The 13,752-nt window shown below is 71.4% G+C and carries 10 protein-coding genes and 1 pseudogene; 9 read left to right on the top strand and 2 right to left on the bottom strand.

The features are described 5' to 3' along the window. The first annotated feature begins 72 nt into the window (after positions 1 to 72). From AB0I21_RS45945 to AB0I21_RS45935, 3 genes are all read left to right on the top strand, one after another. Positions 73 to 3,312 carry a DUF4132 domain-containing protein gene (locus AB0I21_RS45945; RefSeq protein WP_360570525.1) on the top strand — a complete coding sequence of 1,080 codons (3,240 nt, stop codon included), beginning with the start codon at positions 73 to 75 and terminating at the stop codon, positions 3,310 to 3,312. A gap of 25 nt (positions 3,313 to 3,337) precedes the next feature. Then, the gene (locus AB0I21_RS45940; RefSeq protein ID WP_360570523.1) at positions 3,338 to 3,706 is read left to right on the top strand and encodes a hypothetical protein; all 369 of its coding nucleotides are present in this window, start codon (positions 3,338 to 3,340) and stop codon (positions 3,704 to 3,706) included. A 196-nt stretch (positions 3,707 to 3,902) separates the two neighbouring features. After that, positions 3,903 to 4,385: an SRPBCC family protein gene (locus AB0I21_RS45935; RefSeq protein ID WP_360570521.1), complete on the top strand. Its 483-nt coding sequence runs from the start codon at positions 3,903 to 3,905 to the stop codon at positions 4,383 to 4,385. Here the strand turns inward: AB0I21_RS45935 and AB0I21_RS45930 are convergent. Next, positions 4,353 to 6,464 carry a translation factor GTPase family protein gene (locus AB0I21_RS45930; protein ID WP_360570519.1) on the bottom strand — a complete coding sequence of 704 codons (2,112 nt, stop codon included), beginning with the start codon at positions 6,462 to 6,464 and terminating at the stop codon, positions 4,353 to 4,355. The two genes, AB0I21_RS45935 and AB0I21_RS45930, sit on opposite strands and share 33 nt — an antisense overlap. A gap of 226 nt (positions 6,465 to 6,690) precedes the next feature. Between AB0I21_RS45930 and AB0I21_RS45925 the strand changes: the two genes are divergently transcribed. From AB0I21_RS45925 to AB0I21_RS45905, 5 genes and pseudogenes are all read left to right on the top strand, one after another. Continuing rightward, positions 6,691 to 7,509 (top strand): MerR family transcriptional regulator, encoded by an 819-nt coding sequence (locus tag AB0I21_RS45925; RefSeq protein WP_360570517.1) that lies wholly within the window; start codon positions 6,691 to 6,693, stop codon positions 7,507 to 7,509. Positions 7,510 to 7,527: 18 nt separating this feature from the next. Continuing rightward, a pseudogene (locus AB0I21_RS45920) lies at positions 7,528 to 7,905 on the top strand (TerD family protein); the annotation flags it as partial. Between the two features lie 83 nt (positions 7,906 to 7,988). Then, positions 7,989 to 9,068 (top strand): stress response protein, encoded by a 1,080-nt coding sequence (locus AB0I21_RS45915; RefSeq protein ID WP_360570515.1) that lies wholly within the window; start codon positions 7,989 to 7,991, stop codon positions 9,066 to 9,068. Between the two features lie 128 nt (positions 9,069 to 9,196). After that, on the top strand, positions 9,197 to 10,330 hold the full coding sequence (locus tag AB0I21_RS45910) for a hypothetical protein (RefSeq protein WP_360570513.1): 1,134 nt from the start codon (positions 9,197 to 9,199) through the stop codon (positions 10,328 to 10,330). A gap of 10 nt (positions 10,331 to 10,340) precedes the next feature. Then, the gene (locus AB0I21_RS45905) at positions 10,341 to 10,775 is read left to right on the top strand and encodes a hypothetical protein (RefSeq protein WP_360570511.1); all 435 of its coding nucleotides are present in this window, start codon (positions 10,341 to 10,343) and stop codon (positions 10,773 to 10,775) included. Here AB0I21_RS45905 and AB0I21_RS45900 read toward each other — a convergent pair. After that, positions 10,772 to 11,356, bottom strand: a complete 585-nt coding sequence (locus tag AB0I21_RS45900; RefSeq protein WP_360570509.1) for a hypothetical protein — start codon at positions 11,354 to 11,356, stop codon at positions 10,772 to 10,774. The genes AB0I21_RS45905 and AB0I21_RS45900 overlap by 4 nt on opposite strands. Positions 11,357 to 11,806: 450 nt before the next feature. Here AB0I21_RS45900 and AB0I21_RS45895 point away from each other — a divergent pair. After that, the coding region (locus AB0I21_RS45895; protein ID WP_360570507.1) for a S8 family serine peptidase at positions 11,807 to 13,752 on the top strand (1,946 nt) is incomplete at its 3' end.

Genomic DNA, 13,752 nt, shown 5'->3' with positions numbered 1-13,752 from the left:
GTACGACGGTTTCCGTCCAACGTTGATCAGCGGGCGGGCGGTTTTGTCGGTGGTCGTGGTTAGTGTGACGCCGTGACCAGATGGACCACGCCCCAGGCGTCCTCAGCCCCGCTGGAGTGGACCCCGCCGCAGCCGCCGCCGCTCGTGTGGCGCGACGGGATCGCGGTCAGTCCCTGGCTGCGTTCGGTCCTGCATCCGCGCCGTGGCGGCATCACGACGGACATCAGACCGCTCGCCACCGTGAAGGAGGCATGGGCGGGGCTGCGCCGCGGCGTGTGGTCGGAGGACGCCGCGATCCGCGAGCGCGGCAATCCGTCCAGGGTCTGGGAGCTCGTCACCTCCTCGGAGGCGCAGGAGCGCGCGACAGGGCACCGGCTGCTGGACCACGAGCACCGGGTCGGCACCGCCGCCGAGGACCGCGCGCTCGTGGAGGCGTGCCGGGCCAGGTTCGAGTATCTGTCCGGCCCGGTTCACGACTGGCTCGCCGACTTCCTCGTCGCGGCGCACGGCCTGGTCGAGGGCTGCCGTCGGATCCTCGGTGGGCTGCACGTCGAGCTGCCCTATGTCGGTGTCGGGGTCTTCGGTCGACTGCGTGAGCTGCTGGTCCTCGCCGACGAGCCGACCTATGCCCAGGCCCGTGACGCGCTGCTGGAAGTCCGCGACAAGAAGGCCGCCGAGCACACCGGCAGCGTCCGCGCCGACCTGTTCTGGGCCACCTCGTTCCTGCTGCCGCTGGGCCCCCAAGCCGGCGAGGAGGAGCGCGGCGCGCATCGCGACGCTATGCGGTACAGCGGCAGATTCGGCAACGTGGACGTCCATGCGTCCGGGCTCGCCGCCGGCGACCTCGGCACGCTCAAGAAGCTCCTCGCCGCCAACGAGAAGGTTCGGTGGGAGTTCTTCGGCACGGGCGGTGGCCGGGCCTATCTCGCGAGCGTCCTCGACATCGCCGGCGCCGCCGCGGGTCCCGTCATGGCCACGATGAAGCCGGCGTATCCGTTCGAGGACCATGCCCATCACAACGGCATGTGGTGCAGCCTGCTGGCCCACATCGACGACGACGCGGCGCGCGAGGCGCTGCGGCGGGAGCGGGAGGCCGGGCACCCGTGGGCGGCGCTCGGCCCGCTCACCGACCCCGGCGCGTTCGAGCCCGGCCGCGATCCGGCGACCGAGATGGTGGTGCCCGACGGCATCCCCTGCGACTACCGGCCGCCCGCCGCGGCGCATCCGGTCTGGTTGGAGCCCGCGGTGCCGGTCGAGCCCGAGCTGCGCTGGCGCGACGAGGAGCGGGCGGCGGCCGAGGGGCTGGGCGGCGACGACGGCTCGGTGCGGTGGGACGGCGTGTCGATCAGCCGGTGCGACACGGCCCAGGTGACGGCGTGGCTGGAGCATCGGGAGCACTGGGCGCTGCCGACGACGCTGACCATGCTCGCGATCGCTCCACTGTGGACACATGAGCGGCTGATGGCACTCGGCTTCGCGCAGCACTACTACCACGTGCGGTTCACGCTGCCGCTGCTGCTGGCCCGGCACGGCATCAGTCACGTCGCCCCGCTGCTCGCCGCGTTCTCCGACCGGGCCAGCGTGGAGCACGCATTGGAGGCCGCGCAGCCGGTCGGGCACGTCGCGTTGATTGCGCCGGTCGTGCAGGCGTTCGCCGGCAAGAAGCTGCGCCGCCCCGCCCGGTCCTGGCTGCTGCGCCATCCCCGGCACGCCGCGGCGGGCGCCGTCGCGCTGTGGTCGGCGACGCCGGCGGACACCGCGGTCGGGCGGGTCCTGCGGTATCTCGACGCGCAGGGTCACCGCCCGCTGCTGCTCGCGCAGGCGGGGGAGCGGGCCGGCGACCTCGTCGCGCTGCTCGACAAGGACCCGGTCACGTCGGTGAAGCTGCCGCAGTACGTGACAGCCACGCCGCTGCCGTCGCTGATCGCCACTCTCGATGGCGCCGTCGCCGACCCTGACACGGTCGAGCACCTGCTGGCCAGGCTCTCCGTCTGCAACGCCGACGAGGTGCATCCCGCGGTCCTCGCCGCCCGTGACGCGTGGACGGCGGGGTCGCGGGCGGCGTTCGCGCAGGAGCTGTTCGAGCGGTGGCTCACCGCGGGCGCGCCCGCTCCCGACGGCTGGTGCATGCAGGCCGTCGGGCTCATCGGCGACGACGCGGGCGCGCGCCGCATCGCCGCGCTCGCCAAGCACTGGCCGGGGCAGGGCGCGAGCGCCCGTGCGCAGGCCGCCCTCGACGCGCTGCGGCACCGCGGCACCGACGCGGCGCTCATCGAGCTCAATCTGCTCGCCGAGAAGTCCAGGTTCCCCGTGTTCAAGAGCGTCGCCCGCCAGCACATCGAAGCGATCGCCGACCTGCGCGGCCTCACCTCCGACGAGCTCGCCGACCGGCTCGTGCCCACCCTCGGCCTCGACGACGACGGCGACACGGTCGAGACCGACGCCGGCACGTTCCGGATCGTCTTCGACCACCAGCTGCTGCCCGTCGTCCGTGACGCGACCGGCCGGGTCCACGCCGAGCTGCCCAAGCCGGCCCGCGGTGAGGACAAGCAGCGACACAAGCAGGCCAAGGACCGCATCACCGCGCTGCGCAAGGAGGCCCGCGCGTCGGCGTCGCTGCACGTGTCGCGGCTGGAGCGCGCCATGTGCACCGGCCGCCGCATCCCGGCCGCCATCTTCCTCGACCGCTTCGCCACCCACCCGTGGATGAGCCACCTCGCCCGGCGGCTGGTCTGGGGGGTGTTCGAGGACCTGGTACCGACCGCGACAGCGGGGGAGGAGCGCGGTGGGCTTGTCACGACCGTCCGGGTCGCCGAGGACGGCACCCTTGCTGGTGTCGACGACGAGCCCGTGATCCTGCCGGCCGGTGCGGCGCTCGGTGTGCTGCATCCGCTGCAGTTCCCCGAGGGCGGGCTGGCGGCGTGGGGTGAGGTGTTCGCCGATTACGAGCTGCTGCAGCCGTTCGAGCAGTTGGGGCGGCCGGCGTACCGCGTCACGGACGAGGAGCGGGGCGCGCGGGCGATCGATCGCTTCGAGGGGCGGAAGGTGACGGTCGCGGTGCTGCGTGGTCTTGAGCGGCACGGCTGGACCCGCTGGTATGACGCCGTCGTGCAGATGGCCAAGCCGATCGGCGGGGGCGTCTACGCGGTGCTCGACACCGAGCCCGGCTGGCACGCCTCCGACACGGTCGACTCCGCACCGCCGCAGACGGTCGCCGACCTGGTCTTAGCTCGCGCCGACGGCAGGACGTTCGGGGACCTGCCGCCGGTCGTCTTCTCGGAGCTGATCCACGACCTGCGGGTGGTGACCTGACCGGTCGGTGGCTGGCGGCGATGGGTTGAGCGGCACGACCCTGCGGGTGTTGATCAGGCCGGTCGGTGGTCGGCGGTGGCGATTCGAGCAACACGGCCTGCGGGTGGTGACCTGGTCGTTGGTGGCCGGTGGCGACGGGTTGAGCGGCACGACCCTGCGGGTGTTGATCAGGCCGGTCGGTGGTCGGCGGTGGCGATTCGAGCAACACGGCCTGCGGGTGGTGACCTGGTCGTTGGTGGCCGGTGGCGATGGGTTGAGCGGCACGACCCTGCGGGTGTTGATCAGGCCGGTCGGTGGTCGGCGGTGGCGATTCGAGCAACACGGCCTGCGGGTGGTGACCTGGTCGTTGGTGGCCGGTGGCGATGGGTCGAGCGGCACGACCTGCGGGTGGTGACCTGTCTGGTAAGTGGCCGGTGACGACTTGAGCAACACGGCCTGCGGGTGGTGATCTGGCCGGGTCGGTGGCCGCCGGGCGGCTTGAGCGACACGACCTGCGGTCAGCGATCGGCGGTGGCGACTTGGGTGATTGGCCGCGCGGGACGGACTACCTTGACCGGGCCCGGTTCGAAGAACGGATGGGGAGCTGAGAGATGGCTGACGAGGTCGTCGAGAGGGTCACCGTCGGCGTGGCGCCGGAGGTGGTGTTCCGGGCGGTGGCGGACGTGCGGCGGATGGCGAGGCACAGTCCCGAGTGCTTCGGCACCTGGGTGCTGACGCGGTCGCCGGAGCGGGTGCCGCGGCGGTTCGTCGGGTTCAACCGGCGCGGGGCGTATGTCTGGTTCACCACGTGCGAGGTGGTGGCGGCGGAGCCCGGGGTGGAGTTCGCGTTCGACGTGACGACGTTCGGGATGCCGGTCGCCCGGTGGGGGTTCCGGCTCGCGGGGGTCGAGGGCGGGACCGAGGTCACCCAGTACTGGATCGACCAGCGGGTTCGCGGGGCGATGATCCTCGGCAGGATCTTCACCGGGAAGGCCGCGAAGACGAGGCCCGAGGACAACCGGGAGGGCATGCGGATCACCCTGGCCCGGTTGCGGCAGGAGTTAACCGACGGGGCCGGCGGCGACGCGGCGTGAGACCCACAGCAGGTACTCCTTGCGGTTCAGCGGGTTGTGGTCGGAGCGGGGCCTGACGGGCGGCGTTCCGTGGACAGGACGGTGGTGGTCGAAGGCGTACTCCAGGACTCCGAGGCCGTGGCTGATGCCGGGCAGGCGGCGTTCCAGATCGCGGATGCGCGCCGCCGGGATGGTGCCGGTCACCTCGCACCAGTCGCGGCGCTGGTCCTGCGACGACGGCACGGCGCCGAGCTTCGACAGCAGGCCGAGCACCACGCCCGTGGTGGAGGCCGGGATCTCGAGATGGAAGCGGTGGACCGGCTCGCAGACCTGCGTGCCGGCCTGGCGCAGCGCGCGCATGAGCACCAAGGGGGTCAGCTTGCGGTAGTCGGCGGCGGAGCTGCTGGGGGCCTGGTAGCCGGACGTGGTCATCGTGACCCTGGCGCCGGTGACGTTCCAGCCGTGCAGGCCCTGGCGGAGGGTGTCGCGCACGTACGAGGACATCGCGGCCTCGAAGTCGGCGGCCCTGTTGTAGACGTACATCGGCATGGACTCGACGGGCACGTCCAGGTGGAACTCGATACCGCCGTCGGAGGGTTCGACGCGCAGGCCGACCGTGGCGAGGAACGGGTTGTCCGGCGCGCCGAGCAGTTCCACGGCGGAGCCGGTGCCGGCGACCCGCTCGACGTAGACGATCGTCGACTCGCGGAAGTCGACCAGCACGCCGTGCTCCGCGGCGAGCGTCGCCTCGATGACCTCCTTCTGGACCTCGCCGTACAACGAGACGGCCAGAGAGACGCCCGGCGAACCCGACGGCGAACCCGCCGCCGAACCCGACGGCGAACCCGACGGCGAACCCGACGGCGAACCCGACGGCGAACCCGACGGCGAACCGGCCCTCGAACCGGCCCTCGAACCCGACGGAGAACCAGTCCCCGAGCCCGCCGCCGAGCCGGGCGGTGTGTCGGGCGGTGTGTCGGACAGGCGCAGGTCGATCAGGGGGTCCTGCTCCGCGAGCTGGGCGAGCGCCGCGTGCAGGCGGGCGCGGTCGCGCGGGTTCCGGGGCACGACGACGGTCTCCAGCGTAGGAGGCGCGAAGAGCTGGGCCGAGCCCGCGCGCGGCGGGTCAGCGCCGATGGTGTCGCCGATCCGGACGGTCCTGAGGCCCCACAGCTTGCCGATCTGGCCCGCGGCGACCGACCCGACGGGCACCGCGGTGCCGCCCGAGGGGATGCCGATCGCGGTGACCTTGCCGGCCGGGAGCTGGTCGCGGACGTGGATCGTGCCGGCGAAGAGGCGGACGTACGCGATCTTCTCGCCGGCCGGGCCGCGCTCGACCTTGAACACCGTCGCGGACAGCGGGGCGCCGGGGTCGCCGGTCGCTGCGGGCAGGATCGTGGCGAGACCGGAGACCAGCGCGTCGACCCCCGCACCGGTCGTCGCCGAGCCGAAGTACACCGGGTGGACCAGCCCCGCCGCGGTCTGCCGGGCGAGCTCGGGCTCCAGCCGTACATCGGCCGCATCGTGCACAAAAGCAGCCATGGCCTGCTCGTCGTGCTCGGCCAGGGCCTCCGCCAGGCGGGCGGTGCCGGGCTCGAAGGCGGCGCCGGGCGTGCCCAGGCCGGTGGGGCGGCCCATAGGGGCGAGCGCGGGCGTCAGCATGGCCGCGAGGTCGGCGAGGAGGTCCTCGTGCCGGGCGCCGCGCCGATCGATCTTGTTGACGAAGATCAGCGTCGGTACGCGCAGCCGCCGCAGCGTCCGCATCAGGATCCGGGTCTGCGCCTGGACGCCCTCGACCGCGGAGACGACGAGGACGGCGCCGTCCAGGACGCGGAGCGCGCGCTCCACCTCGGCGATGAAGTCGGGGTGCCCGGGTGTGTCGATCAGGTTGACCGTGACGCCGCCGACGGGGAACGACGCCACCGCGGACTTGATGGTGATGCCCCGCTGCCGTTCAAGGGCGAGCGAGTCGGTCTGCGTGCTGCCGTCGTCGACGCTGCCGATCCGGTCGATGACGCCGGCGCGGAACAGCAGCCGCTCGGTCAGGCTGGTCTTACCGGCGTCGACATGCGCGACGATGCCGAGGTTGAGGATGGTCATGCAGGGTCAGGCCTCCAGCGTCGATGACTCCCTTCCGGATGGACGTGATCCCTGCGCGCATGTCCGCTCCTCGAGTCCTCGACGTGGTCCTCGCCCCATACTGGCTCAGCCGGCCGGCGCACGCACCGGCATTTTCCGCCGCCGGCGGCGCGGCTTGACCTTGCCCCATGGGCAAGGCCGACCCTGAATCGCGCCGGGCGGTCCGCCCGGCCCGGAAGGAGCGCAGGTGGACGAGGAGCTGCTCACCATCGGGGTGTTCGCACGGCGGTCGTGGCTCTCCCCGAAGGCGTTGCGGCTGTACGAACGGCAGGGCCTGCTCCTGCCCGCCGCCGTCGACGAGCACAACGGCTACCGCTGGTACCGCGAGGAGCAGCTGGAGACGGCCAGGCTGATCGCCCGGCTCCGCCGCCTCGACATGCCGCTCGCGACCGTCGCCGCGATCGTCGCCGCCCCCGACCCGCGGACGCGGGCCGGCCTCCTCGGTGACTACTGGGCCGCCCAGGAGCACGCGACGGCCGTCCGCCGCGAGCTCGTCACCCACCTGCGCAGCCGGCTGCTCGACGACCGGGAGAGTCTCACCATGTACGAAGTGCAGGTCCGCGACGTGCCCCAACAGACGGTGCTGACCGAACAGCGGCACGTGAACGCCCAGGAGCTGCAGGCCTGGATCGACGAGGCCATCGGCCGCCTGCTCAAGGCCGCCACCGGCCACGGCGACGGCATGACCGGCCCCTGCTTCATCGTGTACCACGGCGAGGTCAACGAGGACAGCGACGGCCCCGTCGAGATCTGCCTGCCGGTCGACCCGTCCGGCCCGCTGGACAGCGCCGTCCGCGTCGAGCCGGCCCACCGCGAGGCGTTCACCCGCATCATCAAGGCCCAGGTCGCGTACCCGCAGATTCTGTCCGCCTTCGACGCGGTCGCGCAGTGGGTCGCCGCCCAGGGCCTGCCGGTCAGCTCCTCACCCCGCGAGGTCTACTTCGCCGACTTCGGCGCCGCTGCCCCGTCGGACGAGGTCTGCGACGTCGCCTTCCCTCTCGTTTGATCCGCCTGTACGGATGGGGTGCCCACTACGGGCGGTGGTGGGCACCTGTCGGACGCTGATTTCGTCTTCTCCAACCAGCCGACCTCGGCGGACGGGTCGGTGCGGCATCTCGGTGCGAGCGTCACCGAGGGCGGTGTGGAGGAGCGGATCGCGGTCGACCTCGAGTCGGTGCCCGGTGATGTCGACACCATTGCGATTGCCGCGAGTCTCGACCGGGGCTCGTTCGGCGAATTGAGCGGAATGCATCTCGTGGCGCTGGACGACGGGGGAGCGCCGATCGTCCGGTACGACATCACCGACGCCACGGTCGAGACGGCATTCGTGTTCGGTGAGGTGTACCGGCGCAACGGTGCCTGGAAGTTGCGCGCGGTCGGTCAGGGCTGGGACACCGGCCTCGCCGGCCTCGCGCCGCTCCGGCGGCCAGCCGGGCGAAGACGGTGCGCACCAGGCAACCCCGGACCACCAGGATCATGCCGCCGGTGCCCGCCCTGGCCGGCGGCACGAACTGGCCGGCGGCCCGGCTCTTCTCGGTCGCCGGTGTCGGCGCGGCCGAGGAGCAGGAGAAGCGGGCCACGTCGGCGCTGCTGGCGACCATGTACGCCGTCCGCCCGTTCGCCCGCGGCATCGTCGCGCGGCTCGGCGCCCCCGCGGGCACCGTGGAGACGTTCGCCGAGGTGCAGTTCGAGCTCGCCGACCGCAAGGTCATCCCGGACGGCGTGATCAGGGTCGCCCGCGGCAGCCGCCTGTGGATGTGCCTGCTCGAGGTCAAGACCGGCACCTCCCAGCTGCGCCGCGACCAGGTCGAGAAGTACCTCGACGTCGCCCGGATCCGCGGTTACGACGTGGTCGTCACGCTGTCCAACGAGATCGCGCCCGGCGCCGGCGAGCACCCCGTCGACGTGGACAAGCGCAAGCTCCGCAAGGTCGGGATGCTGCACCTGTCGTGGGCCGAGATCCTGCAGGAGGCCAGGATGGTGCTCACGCACCGCGGCGTCGAGACGCCGGTCCAGGCGTGGATTCTGGCCGAGTTCATCAAGTACCTGGAGCACCCCCGCTCGGGCGCGTCCGGGTTCGACGACATGGGCGCCGCGTGGGCGACCGTCCGGGACGCGGCGGTCGCCGGCACGTTGCGGGCCGCCGACCGTAAGGTGCCCGCGGTCGCCGACGCGTGGCTGCGGCTGGTGCGGTTCCTCTGCCTGCACCTCACCGCCGAGCTCGGGGTCACCGTCACCAGCCCGCTGCCCCGCCGGCTCGCCGTGGACCCGGCCGCCCGGCAGGCCGCGGTCGTCTCGAAGCTCGCCGTCGACGGCGTCCTCGACGCGACCTTGAAGATCCCGGGCGCGGCCGGGCTGGTCATCACCACCTTCAAGCTGAGCCGGAGCACTCCGATGGGCGCCAGGCGGTCCGGCGTCAGAGGGGCCTTCGTGCACAGCGTCATCACGGCGCTCGACGCGTTCTACGGCACCGTCGTGCAGGGCCTCAAGCCGTGGCCGTCGCCGGCGCCGCAACTGCCGGAGGAGACCGTGTCGGAGGCGGCGGCGCTCGACGACCTCACGTGAGGCGCCGCGGCGGCGTGACTGGGTGTGACGCGGTCGCGACAGCGCGAATTGTCGGGCCCGCGCGGACCGTACCGGCGACACAATGGTCTATGGCAGGCTGATGCCGACCGTGTGGGGGAGGAGCGCGCATGGCCGTCGCTGACGGGCTGCTCAACGGCACCGGGGCGCTGCTCTTCATCGCCGCCGCGATCGGGTTCGGCCTGGTGTGCGTCATCGCGTGGGAGTCGCGGGCCCTGTTCCTCACGCCGCTGGGCTGGGTGCTGCTGCCGATCGTGGTGGCCGCCTGGTTCGGCGGCGCCGCCGTCATCGGCCTGCCCGCCGACGTGCTGCTCGGCCACAGCGACGCCGGCGCGATCTGGCCGGGGCTGGTCGCCTCGCCGGTCGTGGCCCTCGTGCTCGGCCGCCGCTTCCGCACGCCCGGCGGAAACAGCGCGGGCCAGATCTTCGTCCGCGCCGGCATCCTGCTCGCGGGCTGCATCGCCGCCAAGTGCGTCGCCTATGCGCTCGGCTTCCGGGTCTTCGACTTCTGGACCGGCGGCGCCGTGACCCTGGGCGCGCTGGTGGTGTGCATCGCCGTCTGGCAGTTCGCGGACATCGACGGCGTCGTGCACCTGTTCGTGCGGGCCGGGGTGGTGCTCGCGGCCGTCGGCCTGGTCGGGGCATGGGCGGCCGTCAACCACGTGCCCGTCGCCGGCAACCCCCGCACCGCCTCCACCACCACGGTGGCGATCATGCTGCTGACCCTGCCGCTGCTCGCCCTCGCCGCCGCGGTACTGACCATCGCGGTGCTGCGCCGCCTCCGTCCCGACGTGGCTCCGCGACCGGCCCGCGACCCGGCCGTCCGCGTGCCCAAGACGCACGAGGTGTGGAACGCGTTCGTGACCTTCGAGGAGGACGACGAAGGCAAGGACCGCCCGGTGCTGGTGCTGAGCGCCGACACCGGCGGCGCCGACGTGCTCAAGATCACCAGCCAGGACAAGTCGCGCTTCGACGACTACTTACCCCTGCCACTGGAGCGGTGCCGCGGCGTGCTGAGCAAGGAGAGCTGGCTGGAGCTGCGGCCGACCCGGGTGCCGCTGGAGGAGTTCCGCAGCTACCGGGGGCTGTGCCCGCCGTGGATCTGGGCCGAGCTGCGCACCCGCGGCCTGATCACCGCGCCGTCGTCCACCGTCAAACGGCCGGCCGCCGTCAAACGGCCCGCGGCCGTCGTGGGTCAGCGGCCGGCGCCCCGCTCGTTCCTCGCCCGTCTGCGCAACCGGTGAAGGGCCGTCCATGGTGACCGACGCCGATCTGGAGGACTGGGCCGCCGGCTCGCGGAAGAACTTCGCCGCGGTCGCCGAGCTCGTCGGTGCCCCAGCCGACGAAGCCGAGCGCGACCCGGTCTCCGTCGTGCCGTTGCTGCAGGTGTACGTGAACCGGCTGCCCCTGACGGAGTTCCAGACCGACGACTGGGTCACCCTGCACGCCGACCTCGTGTCGTTCGTCGCGCGCGTCATGGCGGCCCGCCTCGGCGCGGCCTGGGAGGTCCGGCCCGCACCGAACGCGCCGCGCGGCTACCGGTACGTGCTGAGCGCCACCGACGCGCAGGGCGCCGTCCACGTCGTCGACCCGTTCCAGGTCGTGGCGATGGAGTTCCGGCAGCCGCGGATCGAGATCGCCCGCATGCTCGCCACCGCCGAGCTGAACCTCGGCGTCCCGGACCGTTAGCCGAAGGTCACCAAGCCCGACAGCATCTCCTTCACGTATCCGCCCGCGGCGTCCGGCTCGCCACCGGTGAAGACGAACCCGACCGTCAGCTGGTCCGCGAACCAGAGGCAGGCCGACGAACCGGCGCCGCTGCCCTTGATGGCCACGCAGTACGCCTGGCCGCCGATCAGCCCCGGGTCGACCGGCGACGTCGTCCCGGGCGTGCCGGGGGTGATCGTCAGGGCGCCCTTGACGAACGCCGTGAACAGCTCCTGCGCCGAGTCGTACCGGATTTCCTTGCCGGTCCCGCCCCAGATCGCCGCGGTGATGCCGCCGTTGTCGTACTGGGCCGCGAACGGCTCGTCGATGAGGCTGACGGTGCCGGCGGCGCTCAGCTTGTCGGCGAGCTCCTGACTGCTCGCCTTCTTCCACGACCCGACGGTCGCCGGCGCCGTCAGGCGCAGCCGCTTCTCGCCGCCGCCACCACCGGCCGTGTTCGCCGCTGAGGCGGTCGCGGCCGGCTCGTCGTCGCGCGTGAGCTTGTACGCGACCGTCACCGCCGCCGCGAACAGCAGGACGACGACGACTGCGACGATGCTCACAATCAGCGCCGTACGGTTCTTGGCGGGCGGCGGTGTCCACTGTGGCTGGTGGAATTGCGGCGGCCCGTATTGGGGCTGTGGCTGACCGTATTGCGCCTGCTGCGGTTGACCGTATTGCGGTTGCCCGTAAGGCGTCTGCCCGAATTGCGGCTGCTGTGGCTGACCGAATTGCGGCTGCTCGTACACCTGCTGCGGCGGCAACGGAGGCGGTGCGGCCGGCGGGTAGGGAGGCTGCTGGGGCAGGGATTGGGATGGATCGGACATGGTGCGCTCCTAGGCCGGACGTCGGGCGAAGCATACGGTCAGGAGCAAACCGCCGGGGCCCCTCGCCGCCTGGCTAACACACGGCTAGTCCCTTCGTCCGATCTTCACGACATGAACACCCGAACGGGGTGGCCGAGAACGGGGTCGTCCACTTAGTCTCTCCCTAATTCCGATCACCCTTCTGGCGTGAACCGTCGATGTCCGCCGGGTGATCCTCATGGGGAGGGAATAACCATCAACACAAAGGGCAAGGAAAGGGCTGCGTATGGACGGCTCGTAAGCCGGCCGCGGCGCTGGGCGATGGTGGGCGTCTCGACGCTCGCCGCCGCGGGTGTCGTGCTCGTCTCGGGCACGCCGGCATCGGCAGAGGTGGTCAAACCACCGCGGGGCGAGGTTTTCGGCAACGCGGACCAGGCTCTGCCGGGTAGCTACATCGTTCAGCTGAAGAGCACCGCCTTCAGTGGCATGAACACGGCGCAGGCGAAGGCCAACGTCACCAGTTCGGCGAAGGCTCTGACGACCCGCCACGGCGGCAAAGTCACCAACGAGTACAGCGTCGTGCTGAAGGGCTTCGCGGTCACCGGTCTCTCCGAGGACCAGGCCGCGCGTCTGGCGGCAGACCAGTCGGTGGCGTCCGTCTCGCGTGACGTGCTGCAGCACAAGTCGGACACGCAGAGCTACCCGGTCTGGAACCTGGACCGGGTCGATCAGCGTTCGTCGGCGCTGGACTACCAGTACACCTACCCGAACACGGCGCCGTCAGTGACTGCGTACGTGATCGACACGGGTCTGTACAAGGAGCACGGCGAGTTCGGCGGCCGGGGTTCGTGGGGCAAGAACTTCGTCGACCGGGCGCTCCGCCCGGCCACCGACCCGTATGGTCGGAACACGCCCGAGCACAACCTGCCGGACAACGTTTCCGACTGCGAGGGGCACGGCACGCACGTGGCCGGCACAATCGGCGGCGCCACGTATGGTGTGGCCAAGCAGGTGAAGATCGTCGCGGTCCGCGTCCTGGACTGCAACGGCGGCGGCTGGACCTCTGAGGTCGTCGCCGGCATCGAATGGGTCACGGCGAACGCGGTCAAGCCGGCCGTGGTCAACATGAGCCTCGGTGGGTCGCAAATCTTCCCGACGGAGGACGAGGCCGTCCGGAAGTCGATCGCGTCGGGTCTGACGTACACGATCGCCGCCGGTAACGGCGACGCCAACGACGACCCGGTCAACGCCTGCAACATGTCGCCGGCTCGGGTTCCTGACGCGCTGACCGTCGGTGGCTCGTGGCGGTACAACGGCCGCGACTACCCGATCAGCTGGTCGAACTACGGGCCGTGCGTGGACATCCTCGCACCGGGCGGCGACATCTGGTCGGCGTCCATCGCCCCCGGGACCTACGCTGAGTCGCTCTGGGGCACGTCGATGGCTGCTCCGCACGTGGCTGGTGCGGCTGCGCTGATCCTGCAGACACACCCGAACTACACCCCGTCACAGGTGCGCCAGGCGCTCATCCAGAGCGCCACGAACGGCGCCATGGACATGTACGGCGGTTACGGTCCCGGTCCTGCGTGGAACAGCACGGCGAACCGGCTCCTGTACGTGCGTCAGGTCGACCCGCCGGCGATCGCGTCGAAGCCCGTTGGGATCAACAACCAGCGTTTCGGCACGACCGAGGTGTACGGCCGCACGACGGACAACCGGATCGTGTACGCGTACCGGGCCGGCACTGAGTGGTCGGACTGGTCTGACCTGGGTGGCAACACGCAGGGTGACCCGGCTGTGCTGTACAACCCGACGTACGGCACCACCGAGGTGTACGCGCGTCTGTCGAACAACCACCTTGCCTACCGTTACTACTCCAACGGTTGGTCCGGGTGGAACGACCTCGGGGGCGAGCTGGCAGGTAACCCGGCCATCTTGTACAACCCGAAGTACGGCACGACCGAGATCTACGCCCGGTTCGCTGACGGGACGCTGAAGTACAAGTACTACGCCAACGGCTGGTCCGGGTGGTCCGACCTCGGCGGCTCGATCGCCAGCGACCCGGCACTGCTGTACAACCCGAAGTACGGCACCACCGAGGTGTACGTCCGTACCACGGACAACAAGCTGAAGTACAAGTACTACAACAACGG

It is taken from the genome of Dactylosporangium sp. NPDC050588 (assembly GCF_040654975.1).
Lineage (GTDB): Bacteria > Actinomycetota > Actinomycetes > Mycobacteriales > Micromonosporaceae > Dactylosporangium > Dactylosporangium maewongense.
This window is presented reverse-complemented; position numbering and strand designations above follow the sequence as displayed.